Source organism: Clostridium sp. D5 (assembly GCF_000190355.1).
In the GTDB taxonomy this organism is placed as follows: Bacteria; Bacillota; Clostridia; order Lachnospirales; family Lachnospiraceae; genus Faecalicatena; species Faecalicatena fissicatena_A.
Genome location: NZ_GL870818.1, coordinates 121,755 through 141,337, shown reverse-complemented (window position 1 = coordinate 141,337; position 19,583 = coordinate 121,755). Strand labels below are relative to the sequence as shown.

The following is a 19,583-nucleotide window of genomic DNA, read 5'->3' as shown; positions in this document are numbered from 1 at the left end:
AAACAAATGCTAAAATATTTTTATAAAGAAGTTATCACGTGATAAAAAACTGTAAAAGGAGGCAAGGTGGAAAATGATGTTTGGTATGAGTATCGTAGTGCTCATATCCTATTTTTTAAGTATGCTGTCCGCCCTTCCTGCAAGTGTCCTGCAGAAACTGCGCTTTGATTTTCAGCCCGGTACCAAGGGCTCTTTTTTAGTAGAGACGTCATAGAAAGAGCTAAGCTGAAGATTAGCAGCAATACTGAGAGTATGTTCTTAAGGTTGTTTATAAAGTTATTTCTGCATCAACAAAATCTGTGGTTTTCAATGTATTTTGCACTTAATGAGAGGAGTGGTTTAAAGATGAGCAACAATAATGAGACAAATACCTTTACATCGGGACCCATATTGTCCCCATTTCTTAAGTTTACGTTTCCGATTCTGATTTCTATGTTTTTACAGGCTTTATACAGTGCGGTTGACTTAATTGTTATAAGCCGTTACTGCGGGCCTGCCGAGAGTGCTGCTGTATCCTCGGGCGGTAATGTCATGTATCTCCTTCAGGTCGTTGTCACAGGACTCGCTATGGGTGTGACTGTAGCTATTGGGCGGTACATAGGAGAAAATGACGGCGAAAGCGCTGCTAAATCTATGGGAGCTTCAATTAGTATATTTGCTGTTTTTGGCGTTATTTTAACTGTTATCATGGTTGTCATAACACCTTTATTGGTAAATGCTATGAACGTGCCGGTAGAAGCTCATGATTTTGCGGTTCAGTATTTATCAATATGCTGCAGCGGTTTGATTTTTATTGTCGGATATAATCTGCTAAGCTGTATATTCAGAGGCATCGGCAATTCTATTCTTCCGTTAGTTTTCGTCATTATTGCCTGTGTAATTAATGTTATTGGTGATGTTGTTTTAGTATCCGTATTTGATATGGGGGTAAAGGGCGTAGCCATAGCTACCGTAGGCGCCCAGGCCATAAGCCTTATTTTGTCAATTATTATCATCAGATTCACAAAGCTTCCATTTGTCTTCAAATTAAGCTACATTCGATTCGATAAAGAAAAGATCAAAGAGATGTTTTCAATTGGAACACCTGTAGCAATGAAAGATCTTGTTACTCAGATCTCATTTCTCGCTGTAAATACATTTGCAAACGGCATGGGACTTATCATGGCGGCCGGATACGGTATTGCATGGCGTGTTGTCAGTTTCGTATTGCTGATACCGATCTCTTACATGCAGTCTATGTCTGCATTTATTGCACAGAACATGGGGGCTAAGAAGCCGGAAAGAGCCAAAAGAACACTGTTCTATGGTATGGGGACTTCTGTTGTTACCGGACTGATCGTATTCTATTTTGTATGTTTCCATGGCGATGCGCTGGCTTCGATCTTCACTGCAGATCAGACAGTTATCGCTGCAGCGGCACAGTATCTCAAAGGATTCTCTGTTGACTGTATACAGGTTGGTATTCTATTCTGCTTTATGGGATTTTACAATGGCTGCAGCCGTACAAAGTTTGTATTTTTCCAGGCGTTCTGGGATTCATGGGTTATGCGTGTTCCCGCGGCTTATATTTACAGCCATATGGCAGGCGCAACACTGTTCCACCTGTCTCTCGCAACACCTACCGCTACTACAAGTACAATTATTGTATGTATTATTTACTATAATATTGTTAAGAAAAATATTTTCAATTATCCGAAAGCAATATCAAAAACTTCGGCATAACTTAAAAAATAAAATGAAAACCCATGAGATGCAGCAGCCTCCAGAACAATGTTTTGGAGGCTGTTTTAATTCTCAGCAGTCTGTTCCAGCCACTAAATAATTTGTCTTAAATAAACAGAACAAACATTCGATTTTCTCTGTACTTTTTTTTAAACCTCTGCTATAATCATATCTGACACTATACGAGTATGAAATTCCCAATTCAGGGAATTGTTAATATATGGAGGTATCAGGTTTATGGATCATTTTGAATTAGTATCAGAATATGCCCCTACCGGCGACCAGCCCCAGGCTATTGCCGACCTGGTGCAGGGCTTTAAAGAGGGAAATCAATTTGAAACCCTGCTCGGCGTTACCGGCTCCGGCAAGACATTTACCATGGCCAATGTCATTCAGGCGCTGAACAAACCCACTCTGATCATCGCCCACAATAAAACCCTGGCCGCGCAGCTCTACGGAGAATTCAAAGAGTTTTTCCCCCATAATGCGGTCGAATATTTTGTCTCCTACTACGACTATTACCAGCCGGAAGCCTATGTCCCCTCATCGGACACATATATTGCAAAGGACTCCGCCATCAACGACGAAATTGACAAACTCCGGCTGTCTGCCACTATGGCTCTTGCAGAGCGGCGGGATGTCATCATCGTAGCCAGCGTATCCTGCATCTATGGACTGGGAAGTCCGATGGACTACCAGAACATGGTGATCTCCCTGCGCCCGGGCATGACCAGGGACAGAGACGAGGTCATGGCCAAGCTGATTGAGATCCAGTATGACAGAAACGAGATGGATTTCCACCGCGGAACCTTCCGGGTGCGCGGAGACGTCCTGGAGGTAATCCCCGCTTACTCTGAGGATACTGCCATCCGTATCGAATGGTTCGGCGATGAGGTGGAGCGGATTACAGAGATTGACATCCTGACCGGTGAGATCAAAGACGAGCTGAAGCATATCGCTATTTTTCCCGCATCCCATTATGTTGTGGACAAGGAGAATATCGCACGCGCAGTGACTGCGATCGAAAAAGAGCTGGAAGAGCGGGTAAAGGAATTCAAACGACAGGATAAACTGCTGGAAGCACAGAGGATTGCCGAACGCACGAACTTTGATATTGAGATGCTCAAAGAGACCGGATTCTGTTCCGGCATCGAGAACTACTCCCGGCATCTGGCCGGACTCGCGCCAGGACAGCCGCCTTACACTCTCATTGATTATTTCCCGGATGATTTTATCATCATGATCGATGAGTCCCACAAGACCATTCCACAGATAGGCGGAATGTACTCCGGCGATCAGTCCCGCAAATCCACCCTCGTGGACTTTGGATTCCGGCTGCCGTCGGCCAAAGACAACCGGCCGCTTAATTTCCAGGAATTCGAGAGCAAGATTAATCAGGTGATGTTCGTATCAGCGACACCAAACGTCTATGAGGAAGAACACGAGCTTCTTCGGACAGAGCAGGTAATCCGTCCCACCGGGCTGCTGGATCCCGAAGTCACTGTTCGTCCGGTGGAAGGACAGATCGATGACCTGATCGGCGAAGTGAACAAAGAAATCGCCAAAAAGAATAAGGTTCTGGTGACAACCCTCACCAAACGGATGGCGGAAGACCTGACGGATTACATGCGCGAGGTCGGTATCCGTGTCAAGTATCTGCACTCCGGTGTTGATACTCTGGAACGCACGGAAATCATCCGGGACATGCGTCTGGATGTGTTTGATGTCCTGGTTGGTATTAACCTTCTGAGAGAAGGTCTGGATATTCCGGAGATCACACTGGTAGCGATCCTGGATGCAGACAAGGAAGGATTCCTGCGTTCCGCGACATCGCTGATCCAGACAATCGGCCGTGCCGCACGTAATGCAGAGGGACATGTTATCATGTACGCAGACACGATTACAGACTCCATGCGGACTGCTATGGAAGAAACACAGCGCCGCCGTGAGATACAGATGCAGTACAATGAGGAACATGGCATCACACCGCAGACCATCCAGAAGTCTGTGCGTGACCTGATCAGTATTTCCAAAAAAGTAGCCGCCGAAGAGATGCGGATGGAAAAAGATCCCGAATCCATGAGCAGAAAAGAACTGGAAAAATTAATCTCAGACCTGTCAAAACAGATGAAAAAAGCTGCTGCTGAACTGAACTTTGAATCCGCCGCAGAGCTCAGAGATAAGCTGGTGGAACTAAAGAAGGTCCTGAACGGCCTGGACGACTGACAGGTCAGGACAAACAGATAAGAAGTAACAGAAAGGACAAAACATGGGCAAAAAAATGGACGCCAGAAAGTACATCAAGATACGCGGCGCAAATGAAAACAACTTAAAAAATATAGATTTGGATATTCCCAGAAACGAGCTTGTTGTGCTCACCGGACTCAGCGGTTCCGGGAAGTCCTCTCTCGCATTTGATACGATTTATGCGGAAGGTCAGCGCAGATATATGGAATCACTGTCCTCCTACGCAAGACAATTTCTCGGACAGATGGAAAAGCCCAACGTGGAGAGCATCGAGGGGCTCTCTCCTGCGATTTCCATTGACCAGAAATCAACCAACCACAATCCCCGTTCTACTGTCGGGACCGTAACGGAGATTTACGATTATTTCCGTCTCCTCTACGCCCGAATCGGAATTCCGCACTGCCCGAAATGTGGCAAAGAGATCATGAAACAGACGGTAGACCAGATGGTGGACCAGGTGATGAGCCTGCCTGAAGGGACTAAGATCCAGCTTATGGCCCCCGTAGTCAGGGGACGCAAGGGAACCCATGCCAAGCTCCTGGAGCGCGCGAAAAGGAGCGGCTACGTGCGTGTACGCATAGACGGAAATCTCTATGAACTGTCAGAGGAGATCACCCTGGATAAAAATATCAAGCATAATATCGAAATCATTGTGGACCGCCTTGTAGTGAAACCGGGCATTGAAAAGAGGCTGACGGATTCCGTGGAAAGTGTACTGAGTCTTGCAGAGGGCCTGCTCACCGTGGATATCATCGGCGGTGAGGCCATGAATTTCAGTCAAAGCTTTGCCTGCCCCGACTGCGGGATCAGTATTGAAGAGATTGAGCCGAGAAGCTTTTCCTTCAACAACCCATTCGGTGCATGCCCTGTCTGCTTCGGCCTGGGATATAAGATGGAATTTGCAGAAGACCTGATCATACCCGATCCGTCACTCAGCATCAGTGAGGGCGCTATCACGGTTATCGGCTGGCAGTCCTGCACCGACAAGTCCAGTTTTACCAGAGCAATACTGGATGCCCTGTGCCAGGAATACAAGTTCGATCTGGATACACCATTTGAAAAGTATCCAAAGAAAATACATGATGTTATAATCCACGGTACAAACGGAAAGTCTATAAAGGTATATTATAAAGGGCAGCGCGGAGAAGGCGTCTATGATGTTACATTTGAAGGACTTCTCAAAAATGTAGAGCGCCGATACCGTGAGACAGGTTCCGAAACCATGAAGGCCGAATACGAGTCCTTTATGAATATCACGCCCTGCTCCGAATGTAAGGGACAGCGCTTGAAAAAAGGAGCCCTTGCCGTGACTGTAGGCGGACAGAATATCGCTGCCGTCACCGCTCTGTCCATCAATAAGCTGCAGAAGTTCCTGCAGGAGCTGCAGCTAACCGAGACGCAGATGCTGATCGGCGGGCAGATACTGAAGGAAATCAAAGCCCGCATTCAGTTCCTGATGGATGTCGGCCTGAATTATCTGACTCTTGCACGGGCAACCGCTTCTCTTTCCGGCGGGGAAGCCCAGAGAATCCGTCTGGCAACCCAGATCGGCTCCGGTCTGGTAGGCGTTGCTTATATTCTGGATGAACCCAGTATCGGCCTGCATCAGCGGGATAATGATAAGCTGCTCGGCACGTTGAAGCATCTCCGCGACCTGGGCAATACTCTGATCGTTGTAGAACACGATGAGGACACCATGCTGGCTGCAGACTGTATTGTAGACATCGGCCCCGGCGCAGGTGAGCACGGCGGAGAAGTAATCGCTGTCGGAACTGCGCAGGAAATCATGAAAAATAAGAACTCCATCACCGGGGCATATTTGAGCGGCAAGATTAAAATTCCGGTGCCCGAAAAAAGAGAAGAGCCAAACGGTTATCTCAAAATTATCGGTGCCCAGGAAAACAATCTGAAAAACATTGACGTGGATATCCCGCTTGGAATTATGACATGCGTGACAGGGGTTTCCGGATCCGGCAAAAGCTCCCTGGTAAACGAGATTCTCTATAAAAAACTGGCAAAAGAACTGAACCGAGCCAGAACAATTCCCGGAAAGCACAAGCGGATCGAAGGATTAGATCAGGTCGATAAAGTCATCGACATTGATCAGTCTCCGATCGGACGTACACCGCGTTCTAATCCGGCAACTTATACCGGAGTGTTCGATCTGATCAGGGACCTGTTTGCATCAACTCCCGATGCCAAAGCACGCGGCTATAAAAAGGGACGCTTCAGCTTCAACGTAAAGGGCGGCCGCTGCGAGGCCTGCAGCGGTGACGGTATCCTGAAGATAGAGATGCATTTCCTCCCGGACGTATACGTCCCCTGTGAAGTCTGCGGAGGCAAGCGCTACAACCGCGAGACACTGGAGGTAAAATACAAGGGAAAGACGATTTACGACGTCCTGAACATGACCGTAGAGGAAGCGCTGCACTTCTTCGAGCATGTTCCAAGCATCCGCAGAAAAATGGAGACACTCAACGATGTAGGCCTCTCCTACATCCGTCTGGGACAGCCATCCACGGAATTATCCGGAGGAGAAGCCCAGAGAATCAAGCTCGCTTCAGAACTGAGCAGACGCAGCACCGGAAAGACCGTCTACATCCTGGATGAACCGACAACAGGCCTTCATTTTGCCGATGTGCACAAACTGACCGAAATCCTCAGACGTCTCTCCGGCGACGGCAACACCGTCATCGTAATTGAGCACAATCTGGATGTTATCAAAACTGCCGATTATATCATCGATATCGGACCTGAAGGGGGCGATAAGGGAGGAACCATTGTCGCAACCGGAACACCGGAAGAAATCGCAAAGAACCCCAAATCCTATACAGGCAAATACGTTGATGCTGTGCTTAAGAGGGGATAATGGGGAAGCGGACGCCTGTCATAAATGTGGAGCGGGATGCCGTCTGGAGAAAAGAGGAAGGGGTCTGGAAGTAACCCGCTTACGGAGAAGTGCTAACGCAAAAGGAACTGTCCATGAGGGCACGTAACAACAATCGACTAGAAAGCCTGATGCTTTCTAGTCTAAGTTGTTACTGGGAAGTGATTTTGGAAAATCACTTCCCATCCCTCATGGACAGTTCCTTTTGCGTAAGCACTTCTAGACCGTGCGCTCTATACTTCCAGACCCCTTCCTCTTTTCTCCAGACGGCATCCCGCCCCACATTTATGACAGGCTGGGCGCATCAAGGCGGTTATAATTCCTCTTATAGGGGGACTGCTGACGGGAGAGGCGGATGGAGATGGATATGTAGTTTTGGTTATGCAGGGGAAGTGTTATATCGTATTTGGAGCTTGCGGAGGATTCCTGCTAATTTCTAAGGAGAGGCAATCATACCTGGCTGCCGGCTCACATCCGCTGCTCCCGTCTCGGAAGCCTCCCGAGGCAAGAGAGCTTTTCTTCCGACTGGATGCACGTAGCTGTCCGGAATCGCAGAAGTCCTCTTTGGGATGCGTCTTTGCGGTGTTACGGCCGCTACATCAAAATGAAAGCCAGCATATGGACTATTCGCAGGACTTCCAGTCCTGCGAATAAGCCGACTCAAGCGGGAATGCATCGGCATTCCCGTGTTTGTCGGCGGTGTCCATCATGCTGGCTTTCATTTTGATTTAGCGGCCGTTACACCGCGAAGCAGCATCCCAAAGAGGACTTCTGCGATTCCGGACAGCGGCCCCCATCCACTCACTCAAAACCTCGCGCCCTACTCTTCCTTTATGAAGGTGATTGAGGCATCTTTTGGGAGTGCCAGTTTGCATTCTACTTCGATACATTTTATAATTCCGGCAATGGCAGGGCAGGATGCATGCCCCGGCAGTTTTTCTGCTGCATACTCGTAAAGAGGACCGGTTCCTGGTTTGCCGAGACAGACATCGTAGGCATCCCATGTATCGCCTAATGCTTCCGTCATCTTATTGATGGGTTCACAGCCTGACGCTATCTTTACCTGTACCTCCATCCCGTCTTCTGAAATTGCTTCTACTTGTGTGTCAAGTCCGCATGGACCCGGCTGAATTAATACTTTTGTCATATCAACGCCTCCATTTTTCTTATATGTATTACAGCTATTATAGTCCTGCGGCGTCAGACAAGTCAATTCCTTTACTGCATAATAAAATGGAGCTATGTCCGGCTTTCCCCTGTTATATCATGGAATTCCATGGTATAATATTACGGCTGTTTTAATATTACAGATATGAAAAAATCTGCTATATAAGAGGAATTGACATAATGAAAAAAGGAATTGATTTGTTAAACGGACCCATTGCGGGGTCTTTAGCCAGGCTGGCTCTGCCTATCATGGGAACTTCACTGATCCAGATGGCCTATAATCTGACCGATATGCTCTGGATTGGACGGATCAGCAGCAATGCTGTGGCCGCCGTAGGGGCTGCCGGCATGTATATCTGGCTTTCTGCCGGCTTTACCATGCTTGCAAGAATGGGAGGGCAGGTACTTACTGCCCAGTCACTGGGAGCAGGAAAAGAGAAAAAAGCGGTGGAGTATGCCACGGCTTCTCTTCAGATGGGTCTGTTATTTGGACTTCTCTATGGCGTGATATCCGTAATTTTTAATAATCCACTGATTGGCTTTTTCCGCCTCAACAGCCCGGAAGTTATTCTGGATGCCCGGTGGTATCTGGCGATCACCTGCGGCGGAATTGTATTTAACTTCATGAACCAGATACTTACCGGTCTTCTGACCGCAATGGGTAACAGTATTGTCACCTTCTGGTCTACAACCATCGGACTGGTCATCAATCTGGTTCTGGATCCGCTTCTGATATTCGGACCGGGACCACTGCCCCGCCACGGCGTAAAAGGTGCCGCAATCGCCACCGTATTTGCTCAGGTCATGGTTTTTGTAATCTATATACTGCGTATTCGGAAGGATACTCTTATATTTTCGAATATTCACATTTTGCAGCGGCCATCTATAGACCGCATGAAGGATATCCTTCTCGTAGGACTTCCCGCTGCCGTCCAGAATCTGTTTTTTACCGGAGTTTCCATGCTGATTGCAAGGCTGATTGCCGGCTGGGGAGATGCCGCAGTTGCGGTCCAGAAAGTAGGAAGCCAGATCGAATCCATATCCTGGATGACTGCCGAGGGATTTGGAAGTGCAGTGAATGCGTTTGTTGCCCAGAATTACGGTGCAGGTAAAAATGACCGTGTAAGAAAAGGCTACTTCACTGCACTCAAGATCATGTGCACCTGGGGCCTTTTTACTACTCTCGCCCTCCTCCTTTTTCCAGAAATCCTGTTTCGCATCTTCATCCCGGAGGCAGACATCCTCCCCATGGGCGTAGATTATCTGCGGATTCTGGCCCTCTCCCAGCTCTTTATGTGCACAGAAACCGCATCAGCCGGTGCATTTCAGGGACTGGGCAAAACACTGCCCCCTTCCCTCATCGGAATCGCCTTCAACGCACTTCGCATCCCCCTGGCAATCACCCTGTCCGCTACCGCCCTGAAACTGAATGGTATCTGGTGGAGCATCAGCATCTCAAGCGTCCTCAAAGGCATAATACTGCCCGCCTGGCTGCTGTTCTATATGTACACTATTGCACAGAAAAAATACTTAAAATAGCCATTTAACGCAGTAGCCAGATGGCAGACACCGTATAACCAATGAACCGGAATGCAAAGAATAAGCTAAGCGGATCTAAAGAGAAAACGGCCGGATTTTATGGATGATATTTGATTCACAAAATCAAATATCATTGAAGGCTGAGCTGTGCTGTCATCAGACAGCGCAGTGAATCCTTCATGTTCCATAAAATCCGGCCGTTTTCTCTTTAGATGCGCTTAGCGAGTGGAAAGCCCCGAAAACCAGCATGCACTTACATCCCCGCGTCTTATACCAAAACTGCCGTCAGGCGGACCTCCCCCTTCACTCCCGCAGCCCAAGTATTCCCTCTACGAGTATTTTTATATCATCAAGTATATAATCAAATGCCCCCGCCTGGCACATATTGATCAATACCATCCCGATCGGCACCGCCAGGATCAAACCGAGCACGCTGCTCACCTTGTATCCTATATAGAGCAGAAGCAGTGTCACCAGCGGATTCAACCCCATGCTGTCACCAACCAGTTTGGGCTGCAGAAGCTGCCGCACCAGCTGAGTGATTGCATAAATAACAAGCAGCGCTGCAGTCATCTTGTAATCCCCTGTGAGAAGCTTGTAAAGCGCCCAGGGTATCATGGCTGTCCCCGTCCCAAAGAAAGGCAGGAAGTCCAGAAAAGCAATTAAAAATGCAATCAGGATGGCATAATGGACGCCAAACATCGCCAGCCCGGCAAACAGGATAAGAAATACAATTCCCATGATCTTAAACTGTGCCTTGAAATAACCGCCTACCGCGTATTTCAGGTTGTCCATAACCAGACTCATCCTTTTTTCCACTGACGGCGGTGAAACCTTTTTCAGCCACTGGATCACTTCTTCTCTCTGAACGGTAAAAAAGTAGGCCGACATCATTGCCACTATAAAAGCAATCAGATAGGAGGGCAGACTCTTCGCAAAATTCCCTGCAGCGGTCACCGTTGGCTGGCTGAGCTTTGTTACCAGTTCACCCATGTACTGATCCAGATTCGCCACGACTGCATTCCAGCCATTCTGTATTCCCTCCGGCAGCTTCGAGAATACTCCGGACAGGGTGCTCCCGATCTCCCGCAGGCCCTCTTCCAGCTGGGCATACAGTTCCGGGAAATTTTTAACCAGATCACCGATCTCGGCAGACACTTTACTGATGGCAAAATACAGCAGCAGTACAATCAGCGCCAGCACCACAATAACGATCAGTGCAGATCCCAGTTTTTTAACAATCTTCAGCCTTTTCTCCAGCCAGTTCACCACAGGCGTGGCAATTGCCGATATAATCCATCCAATAACAAACGGCATAAAAAATCCGATTGACTTTATCCCGATAAATACAAAAGCTGCTGTCGCCGCAATACTGAAAATAAGGCTTACAGCCACCTGCCAGTATGGCCGTCTGTTTTCCATATTTATTCCACCTCTGCTCTGTCTAAATACTCGCTTTCTATGAGTTCCCATATCTCATCTCTGCCCTGCTTTGTAGCTGAGGAAAAGGGAATAATCTTCGTACCCGGAACCAGATCCAGCCCCTCTCTCACCATTTTCACATGCTTCTGAATCTGGCTTCTCTTTATTTTATCCATCTTGGTAGCGATAATAATGGGCTGAAATCCCTGCCCAACAATCCAGCTGTACATCATCTTATCATTTGCCGAAGGCTCGTGCCGGATATCGATCAGAAGAAAAATTGCTTTCAGCCGGGCAGAGCCGTTCAGATAACGTTCGATCAGCTTTCCCCACTGTACCTTTTCCTTCTCCGATACTTTTGCATATCCGTAACCCGGAAGATCCACCAGATACATTTCTTCGTTAATATTATAAAAATTAATCGTCTGTGTTTTCCCCGGGGTGGCGGATATTCTCGCATAAGATTTCCGGTTCATCAGCGCATTGATCAGGGAAGATTTTCCCACATTTGATTTTCCGGCAAATGCAATCTCCGGTTTATCATTGTCCGGAAGTACGCTCGTAATCCCGCAAACTGTCTCTAAGTTAATATTTTTGATTACCATACTATTCTCCTGTCTGTGGCTGATCCCCGCTTGTCTCACCGATCAGAGCTTTCTTCAGTACCTCATCCATGCTTTCAACGGGCAGGATTTCCAGACCTTTTGTGATCTCGGCGGAGAGCTCCTCCACGTCAATCTGGTTTTCTTTCGGCACAAGCACCATCTTGATCCCGGCATTCTTTGCTGCAAGCAGCTTTTCCTTCAGACCGCCGATTGGAAGAACCCGCCCCCGAAGTGTCACCTCACCGGTCATAGCCAGGTCTGCCCGCACCTTCTGGCCTGTGATAGCCGAAAGCATGGCCGTTGCCATGGTAATGCCCGCTGAAGGACCGTCTTTTGGCACCGCACCTTCCGGTATATGGACATGGATGTCATGCTTTTCAAAGAAATTCTCCGCAATCTGATACTGCCTGCTGACGGAACGGATATAACTGATCCCCGTTCTTGCAGACTCTTTCATCACATCGCCCAGCTGCCCTGTAAGCATAATTTCTCCATTTCCCGGCATTACATTCACTTCAATCTGAAGGGTGTCGCCGCCCACGCTTGTCCACGCCAGACCGCGTACGATCCCCACCTCATCAGAAGCATTGACCATCTGATACGTATATTTTTCTTTTCCAAGATATTTATGGATATTCTTCTCAGATATCGTAATCTTATCCTTTTTTGTCGTCAGTATTTCCTTTGCAGCCTTTCTGCAGATATTTCCAATCTTCCTCTCCAGCTGCCGGACACCCGCTTCCTTCGTGTAGTTGCGCGCCATCTTCCAGATCGCGTGCTTGCTAAAAACCAGCTGTTCTTCTTTCAAACCATGTTTCTCCAGCTGTTTTGGAATCAAATGTTCTATGGCAATGTGGAGTTTCTCATTCTCCGTATAGCTGCTCACTTCGATTACTTCCATGCGGTCCAGAAGCGGCCTTGGTATAGTCTGCAGCGTATTTGCCGTCGTAATAAACAGTACCTCCGACAGATCCAGCGGCACCTCCAGATAATGATCCCGGAATTTGCTGTTCTGTTCGCTGTCCAATACTTCCAGAAGGGCAGAAAAAGTATCCCCCTTGTAATCTGTACTCACCTTGTCTATCTCATCAAGAAGCATCACCGGGTTTCTTGCGCCTGCAGTTTTCATCGCGTTTGCTATTCTGCCCGGCATGGCGCCCACATATGTCTTTCTGTGTCCCCTGATCTCTGCCTCATCTCTCACACCGCCCAGCGATATTCTTACATAAGGCTTCTTCAATGCCCTTGCCAGAGATTTGGCAATAGACGTCTTGCCGGTTCCCGGCGGTCCCACAAGACACAGAATCGGACTTTCGCCCTTTTTGGTCAGAGAACGCACAGCGAGAAATTCCAGCACTCTTTCCTTCACCTGTTCCAGCCCATAATGATCCTCGTCCAGCACTTTCCGGGCAAATTCGATGTCGTTGCTGTCCTTTACAGCCTTATTCCACGGCATTTCCAGCAGCGTCTCGATATAAGTCCGAATCACACCGCTCTCCGCCGGACTATTCAGGGAGCTTTTAAAACGGTTGATTTCCTTCTCCAGTTTCTCTTTTATTTCTTTGGGGGCCTTCAACGCTTTTGCGGCCTTTTCGAACTCTTCCGCATCTGTAAGAGTTGTATCATCTCCCAGTTCCTCACGGATTAGTTTTAACTGCTCACGGAGAATATATTCTCTCTGGTGTTTATCCACCCTCTCCTTCACTTTCAGCTGGATTTCTTCTTTGAGGTTCATGATCTGTATTTCATTCACCAGTTTAAAGGCCAGTGCCTCATATCGCTTCCAAAAATCCGTTTCATTAAGGATTTCCTGCAGGTCTGTATAAAACAGCGGAGTATTTGCCGCAATCTCGTCCACCAGCTTTTTCAGTCCCTTTATTTCCAGAACCTGGGCCACTGATTCTTTAGACATCTTCCCGCTCTTTGCCGCAAAGTCCACAAACATGTCTTTGAGACCGCGTTCCATTGCCTGTTCGTTTAGATCATTCCGGATAAGCACATCGGACTCATCCATAACCTCCACATCCGCGCGCAGATAGGGATCCTCGTATTCTATCTTCTGAAGCACGCCCCTTGTTTCCCCGGAAACCAGTACCCGCAGAATATGCTTTGGCAGCTTGATAATCTGCTTGATTATCCCTACAGTTCCTACTTCATACAGATCCTCCTGCTTTGGATTCTCTGTCTCCAGATCTTTTTGTGTTATCATGAAAATCTTCTGGTCTTCTACCATTGCCTCCTGGATAGCCGCTATAGAGCGCTGGCGGCTGACATCAAAATGTACCACCATCTCCGGCATGATTGTCATGCCGCGCAGCGCGACCATAGGAAGGCTCTGCTTTTCACTTTTCATATTCTCTCCTCCACCACAATGCCAAGAAAAGGCGGATACATGGTATTCCACTGCACCCGCCCGTTTTTCTTATGCACTCTCTGATGCCAGGAACGATCTGCGTTCTTCACCATCGCATTCATACAATGGGATTCCCGTTCCTTTCACCGCTTCTTTCGTGATACGACATGCTTTAATCGTATCATCAGACGGCACCTTAAACATGGTGTCCATCATAATATCTTCCATGATTGCCCTCAGGCCTCTGGCTCCTGTCTTCCTTGCCAGAGATGTCTCTGCTATCGCATAAAGAGCTTCCTTATCAAATTCCAGCCTCACTCCATCTAACTCCAGCAGCTTCTGATACTGCTTAACAATAGCGCTCTTAGGCTCCGTCAATATTCTGATCAAAGCTTCTTTATCCAGCATATCCAGTGAAACTGTAACCGGCAGACGCCCTACAAGCTCCGGAATAAGACCGTACTTTACCAGATCCTGCGGCAGTACCTGATGCAGCAGCACATCGACATTCTCTTCATGCTTGGATGCTATCTCTGCATTGAAACCGATGGATTTCTTGTCAAGACGAGTCTCAATCATCTTGTCGATTCCCTCAAAAGCTCCGCCGCAGATAAACAGAATGTTCGTCGTATCGATCTGAATCAGTTCCTGATGAGGATGCTTTCTGCCTCCCTGAGGAGGAACAGATGCAACTGTTCCCTCGATAATCTTCAAAAGCGCCTGCTGCACTCCCTCACCGGATACATCACGGGTAATAGACGGGTTCTCTGATTTTCTTGTAATCTTATCTATCTCGTCAATATAGATGATACCGTGCTCTGCGCGCTCAATGTCTCCATCCGCAGCCTGAATCACCTTCAGAAGGATATTCTCAACATCCTCACCTACATAACCTGCCTCTGTCAATGCTGTCGCATCTGCAATAGCAAAAGGTACATTCAATATCCTCGCCAGCGTCTGAGCAAGCAGCGTTTTACCGCATCCGGTTGGTCCCAGCATCAATATATTACTCTTTTGCAGTTCAACCCCTAAGTCCTGCTCTGCCATAATCCGCTTGTAATGATTATATACAGCTACTGAAAGAACCTTCTTTGCTTCATCCTGTCCGATTACATATTCATCCAGAAAAGCCTTTATCTCCTCCGGTGTCAGCAGATTGATGTCCTCAAACACTCTTCTTTCGTCATATTCAAATTCTTCCTCAATGATCTCCGCACACACATCGATACACTCATCACAGATATAGGCCCCGTTCGGGCCTGCAATCAGCTTGCGTACCTGTGCCTGAGTCTTATTGCAGAAAGAACATCTCACTGTATCATCGCTTACTTTTCCTGCCATAATGCTCTTCACCTCATATTGCCATTAGTGACTGGCAATTACTTCATCTATTAATCCATATTCCTTTGCTTCCAGGGCAGACATATAGTTATCTCTCTCTGTATCAACCTTGATAACGTCCAGACTCTGTCCAGTGTTCTCTGCCAGGATCTGGTTCAATTTATGACGTATCTTCAGGATATGTTCTGCTACAATATGAATCTCTGTCGCCTGTCCCTGTGCCCCGCCTGAAGGCTGATGAATCATAATCTCGGCATTGGGAAGCGCGAAACGCTTGCCTTTCTTGCCGCCGGAAAGCAGGAATGCTCCCATACTTGCCGCCATTCCGATACATACGGTTGACACATCACATTTGATGTACTGCATGGTATCATAGATTGCCAGTCCTGATGTCACGGAACCGCCCGGGCTGTTAATATACAGCTGGATGTCCTTATCAGGATCGTCTGCTTCCAGAAAGAGAAGCTGTGCAACAATTACACTTGCCGACACATCATTTACTTCTTCTCCAAGGAAAATGATTCTTTCTTTTAATAATCTTGAATAAATGTCGTAGGAGCGTTCTCCACGGCTCGTCTGCTCAATGACGTAAGGTACTAAACTCATTGATTTCCCTCCTATAATTCTGAATACAAACTGCCCGGGAAGTACCGGGCAAACCACCGGGTTATCTCCCCTCAGCTTTAAACCCTCTCAAATTACTCCTCGACAGCCGAATCTACCAGCAGTTTGATTGCTTCCTGAACTGCAAGGCCTTCTTCCATCTGCTTCTTTTCATTCTCTCCCATGAAACCTCTCAGCTTATCAATCTCCATCTCATATGCCTCTGCCATCTTCTGCAGTTCTTCTGTCAGACGCTCTTCCGTTGTCTCGATATTCTCAGCCTTCACGATCTCTTCCAGAACCAGTTTTGTTCTGATGCGCTTCTCTGCCTGCGGTCTTAACTCTTCAAGCATCTTCTCTTCCGTCATTCCTGTAAACTGGAAGTACTGCTCAATCGTCAGACCCTGCTGCTGGATACGCTGCTCCAGTTCCCCTGCCATCTCTCTGATCTTCATCTTGATCATAGCTTCCGGAATATCTATCTCGGCATTCTCTGCAGCCAGATCTATCACCTGATTCTCTTTCTTCTCTTTGCCTTCACGCTCTTTGCGCTCTTTGATGTTCTTCTTTACTTCTGCCTTATAGTCTTCCAGTGTCTCACACTCAGATACCTCAGAAGCAAACTCATCATCCAGTTCAGGAAGTTCTTTTGCTTTAATAGAATGTACAGTACATTTAAATACTGCATCTTTTCCGGCAAGTTCTTCTGACTGGTATTCTTCAGGGAAGGTCACATTGACTTCCATCTCTTTTCCAATCTCTGCGCCGACCAGCTGCTCTTCGAATCCTGGAATGAAAGATCCAGAACCGATTACCAGCGGGTAATCTGAGCCCTTACCGCCTGCAAATGCAACTCCGTCCACAAATCCCTCGAAGTCCAGTACGATCTGATCGTTGTCTTCAACTGCACGGTCTGTTACATCAATTGTTCTCGCATTGCGCTCACGCTCTTTGTCGATCTCTTCGTCAACCTCTTTTGCGGTAACTCTTGTAGATATTTTATCTACCTTTAATCCTTTATATTCACCAAGTTTAACTTCCGGTCTTACTGCAACTTCTGCTGTAAAGATAAACGGCTTGCCCTTTTCCAGCTGTACAACATCAATCTCCGGCGGTGAAACAAGCTCCAGTTCACACTCATCAAATGCCTTGCCATATGCCTCCGGAACCATCTTGTTTGCTGCATCATCATAGAACACTTCCGGTCCGTACATCTTTTCAATCATCTGTCTCGGCACTTTCCCTTTACGGAAACCAGGCATATTGATCTGCTTGCGCTGTTTTAAGTATGCTGCCTGGAGAGCCTTCTCCACTTCCTCTGCCGGAACTTCGATTGTAAGTTTCGCCATATTATGTTCTAAATTTTCTACCTGTAAACTCATTTTTTTATCTTCCTCCTTGATTCGTACCATTCGTCATGCAGTTTTGTATCAGTCAGGCGGTTCTGCACCCGATAATATACATTCACAGTCATTAAAGGAGTATAGCACATTCATCAGAAAAATTCCAGTACTTTTTACTCGTTATTCCTTATTTTCCGGGTGTTTTAAGCCTTTTGGACCATTTTTATTCAAATATAATTGACTCTCTGACTGCATCCGACTTTTCCGCACCGCACAGAATGGAAATCAATTCCAGCGAAAATGGAATTGCCGTACCCATTCCCCGGCTTGTTATGATGTTTCCGTCCACTGCCACAGGAGTCCGCACTACTTCCGCACCGGTCAGTTCATTTTCTTTAGAGGGATAGGAACATGCCCTGCGCCCCTTCAGAAAGCCAAGCCCACCCAGGATACTCGGTGCGGCACAGATTGCCGCAATATATTTTTCTCTGCTGTAAAAGTCTTCCAGCAGCTCTTTTAATCCCTGATGTTCCTGCAGATGCACTGTTCCCGGCATTCCCCCCGGAAGTACCAGCATATCCGCCTCATCGTAGTCTGCCTCTTCAAACAGAACATCCGCCTCCACTCTGATACCGTGTGAGCCGCTGATACCAAGCCTCCCGGTTACAGATACCATATCTACGCCGACTCCCGCCCTTCTGAGCAGATCTACAGCCGTAAGCCCTTCAATTTCTTCAAAACCATCCGCAAGAAATACTTTCACATGCTTCACTACTGATTCCTCCTTTAAATTGCACTTTACTGTCCGCATTTATGCATAAGATCAGTTTAACAAATGAAGTCTGGAAATGCAACGGTTTACAATTTTTACACGCAGTATTATGATAATAAAAAAGGAAAAAGGAGCTTTTATGGAAATAGAACGCAAATATCTGATCGATAAAAACAACATCCCCTGCCGCCTGGAAGATTATCCAAGCCGGCAGATTGAACAGGGCTATCTCTGTACGGAACCTGTGGTGCGTATCCGCAGGGACAATGAAGAATATGTACTCACATATAAATCAAAAGGACTTATGGTACGCGAGGAATACAACCTCCCACTGACGGCAGAATCCTACACCCACCTGAAATCCAAAATCGACGGGCGGCTGATTACCAAAACACGCTACATGCTGCCGCTGGACAGCGGGCTTACGATCGAACTGGATCTCTTTCACAGCGATCTGGCCCCTCTGATTCTGGCTGAAGTGGAATTTCCTGATGAAGATACCGCTTCCGCCTTCCAGCCCCCTTCCTGGTTCGGCGAAGACGTCACCTTCTCCTCCCGGTACCACAACAGTACACTGAGCAAATAAAACAGGCAACTTTTTGTTGCTTTTTTGTCATAATATACGTTTTGTGGCAATGATATCTATTTACAGGGAAAATTGTTATAATTTATGAAGATTTTATTACCCTGTGAATGGAGGTGCCGCATTGGCCAATATACAACTGGTTGCAAACTTAGCTCGTTATAGAAAAGCCCGTCATATGACCCAGAAAGAGCTTGCAAAAATGCTGAACATCTCACGCCAGGCATATTCAAACTATGAAACCGGCAAAAGAACGCCTGACATAGATCTGCTCCTGAAAATTTCACAGATTTATAACATAACACTGGATCAGCTCATCAACCAGCCATTCAGTCCGGACGGTACAATTCGTGAACAAAAAGGACCATACCAGTCCGGAGTAGAACTCCTGAGCGCAGACACAATATACCTGACAGCAGAAGAAGTAAGCATACTAAAAGGTTATCGAACAGCAAAAGACGAAGTTCGAATCGTTATAAATAAACTACTCATCCCCCAATCCCCAGAAGAAGAGTGAAATGGGGAGGGGGGTATAGCGGGTATGCGGACGCCGGAGGAGATGGGAATATGGCCTGGCTGTGGGCGGCCGGCGGCGGTAAGCGCCCCTAAATCAAAAAGAGCATTGAAATATTGGACACCGCTGACATTCGCGTGAATGCCGATGCATTCACACTAAGATCAGCTCGCCGTCAGGGCCTGAAGCCCTGCCGGCGGTCCATATTTCAATGCTCTTTTTGATGAAGGGGCGCTAACCGCCGCCTAAATGCCCACTGCCAGGCCATATTCCCATCTCCTCCGGCTGGGTTCGACAAATCGGTATACAGCAATTCCCAGGAGGGATTTCTGACGGGAGCAGCGGATGGTATGCGGCTGCGCGTACCGGATGCCTACGGTAACTGTATACATAAGTAAGTGTATAACCAACAAAATCTGCCGCTTTAAAGCATCCATACTTGCCTTCATATTAGATTTGAATTCCAAGCCATTTAAATCCCGCCC

The 19,583-nt window shown here is 47.3% G+C and carries 15 protein-coding genes; 7 read left to right on the top strand and 8 right to left on the bottom strand.

Going from position 1 to position 19,583, the window contains the following annotated elements; genetic code table 11:
• Positions 1-73: 73 nt before the first annotated feature.
• From HMPREF0240_RS24505 to uvrA, 4 genes are all read left to right on the top strand, one after another.
• Positions 74-214, top strand: a complete 141-nt coding sequence (locus HMPREF0240_RS24505; protein WP_157134261.1) for a hypothetical protein — start codon at positions 74-76, stop codon at positions 212-214.
• A gap of 131 nt (positions 215-345) precedes the next feature.
• A complete protein-coding gene (locus tag HMPREF0240_RS19075; RefSeq protein WP_035314195.1) occupies positions 346-1,722 on the top strand; it encodes an MATE family efflux transporter in 1,377 nt (458 codons plus the stop codon).
• A 237-nt stretch (positions 1,723-1,959) separates the two neighbouring features.
• Complete coding sequence (gene uvrB, locus HMPREF0240_RS19070) at positions 1,960-3,948, top strand: excinuclease ABC subunit UvrB (protein WP_009005056.1); 1,989 nt, start codon at positions 1,960-1,962, stop codon at positions 3,946-3,948.
• A gap of 43 nt (positions 3,949-3,991) precedes the next feature.
• Complete coding sequence (gene uvrA / locus HMPREF0240_RS19065) at positions 3,992-6,838, top strand: excinuclease ABC subunit UvrA (RefSeq protein WP_009005055.1); 2,847 nt, start codon at positions 3,992-3,994, stop codon at positions 6,836-6,838.
• 838 nt (positions 6,839-7,676) lie between these two features.
• Here the strand turns inward: uvrA and HMPREF0240_RS19060 are convergent.
• Entirely contained in the window at positions 7,677-8,003 is a 327-nt protein-coding gene (locus HMPREF0240_RS19060; RefSeq protein ID WP_009005054.1) for a hypothetical protein, read from the bottom strand.
• Positions 8,004-8,203: 200 nt separating this feature from the next.
• On the opposite strand from HMPREF0240_RS19060, the gene HMPREF0240_RS19055 reads away from it, so the two are divergent.
• Positions 8,204-9,562 carry an MATE family efflux transporter gene (locus HMPREF0240_RS19055; RefSeq protein ID WP_009005053.1) on the top strand — a complete coding sequence of 453 codons (1,359 nt, stop codon included), beginning with the start codon at positions 8,204-8,206 and terminating at the stop codon, positions 9,560-9,562.
• A 303-nt stretch (positions 9,563-9,865) separates the two neighbouring features.
• On the opposite strand, the gene ytvI is transcribed toward HMPREF0240_RS19055, so the two are convergent.
• The 7 genes from ytvI to HMPREF0240_RS19020 form a co-directional block, all read right to left on the bottom strand.
• Positions 9,866-10,984 (bottom strand): sporulation integral membrane protein YtvI, encoded by a 1,119-nt coding sequence (ytvI, locus tag HMPREF0240_RS19050; RefSeq protein WP_009005052.1) that lies wholly within the window; start codon positions 10,982-10,984, stop codon positions 9,866-9,868.
• Between the two features lie 2 nt (positions 10,985-10,986).
• Entirely contained in the window at positions 10,987-11,589 is a 603-nt protein-coding gene (gene yihA, locus HMPREF0240_RS19045) for a ribosome biogenesis GTP-binding protein YihA/YsxC (protein WP_009005051.1), read from the bottom strand.
• A 1-nt stretch (position 11,590) separates the two neighbouring features.
• The gene (lon, locus tag HMPREF0240_RS19040; protein ID WP_009005050.1) at positions 11,591-13,942 is read right to left on the bottom strand and encodes an endopeptidase La; all 2,352 of its coding nucleotides are present in this window, start codon (positions 13,940-13,942) and stop codon (positions 11,591-11,593) included.
• 69 nt (positions 13,943-14,011) lie between these two features.
• Positions 14,012-15,283, bottom strand: a complete 1,272-nt coding sequence (clpX, locus tag HMPREF0240_RS19035) for an ATP-dependent Clp protease ATP-binding subunit ClpX (protein ID WP_009005049.1) — start codon at positions 15,281-15,283, stop codon at positions 14,012-14,014.
• 24 nt (positions 15,284-15,307) lie between these two features.
• Positions 15,308-15,889: an ATP-dependent Clp endopeptidase proteolytic subunit ClpP gene (gene clpP, locus HMPREF0240_RS19030; RefSeq protein WP_009005048.1), complete on the bottom strand. Its 582-nt coding sequence runs from the start codon at positions 15,887-15,889 to the stop codon at positions 15,308-15,310.
• 92 nt (positions 15,890-15,981) lie between these two features.
• Positions 15,982-17,268, bottom strand: a complete 1,287-nt coding sequence (gene tig / locus HMPREF0240_RS19025) for a trigger factor (RefSeq protein WP_009005047.1) — start codon at positions 17,266-17,268, stop codon at positions 15,982-15,984.
• Positions 17,269-17,452: 184 nt separating this feature from the next.
• A complete protein-coding gene (locus HMPREF0240_RS19020; RefSeq protein WP_148486382.1) occupies positions 17,453-18,001 on the bottom strand; it encodes a DJ-1 family glyoxalase III in 549 nt (182 codons plus the stop codon).
• 139 nt (positions 18,002-18,140) lie between these two features.
• Here HMPREF0240_RS19020 and HMPREF0240_RS19015 point away from each other — a divergent pair, with 139 nt between their 5' ends.
• Both HMPREF0240_RS19015 and HMPREF0240_RS19010 read left to right on the top strand, forming a co-directional pair.
• Positions 18,141-18,587 (top strand): CYTH domain-containing protein, encoded by a 447-nt coding sequence (locus HMPREF0240_RS19015; RefSeq protein ID WP_009005045.1) that lies wholly within the window; start codon positions 18,141-18,143, stop codon positions 18,585-18,587.
• 121 nt (positions 18,588-18,708) lie between these two features.
• A complete protein-coding gene (locus HMPREF0240_RS19010; RefSeq protein WP_009005044.1) occupies positions 18,709-19,101 on the top strand; it encodes a helix-turn-helix transcriptional regulator in 393 nt (130 codons plus the stop codon).
• Positions 19,102-19,583: the final 482 nt, after the last annotated feature.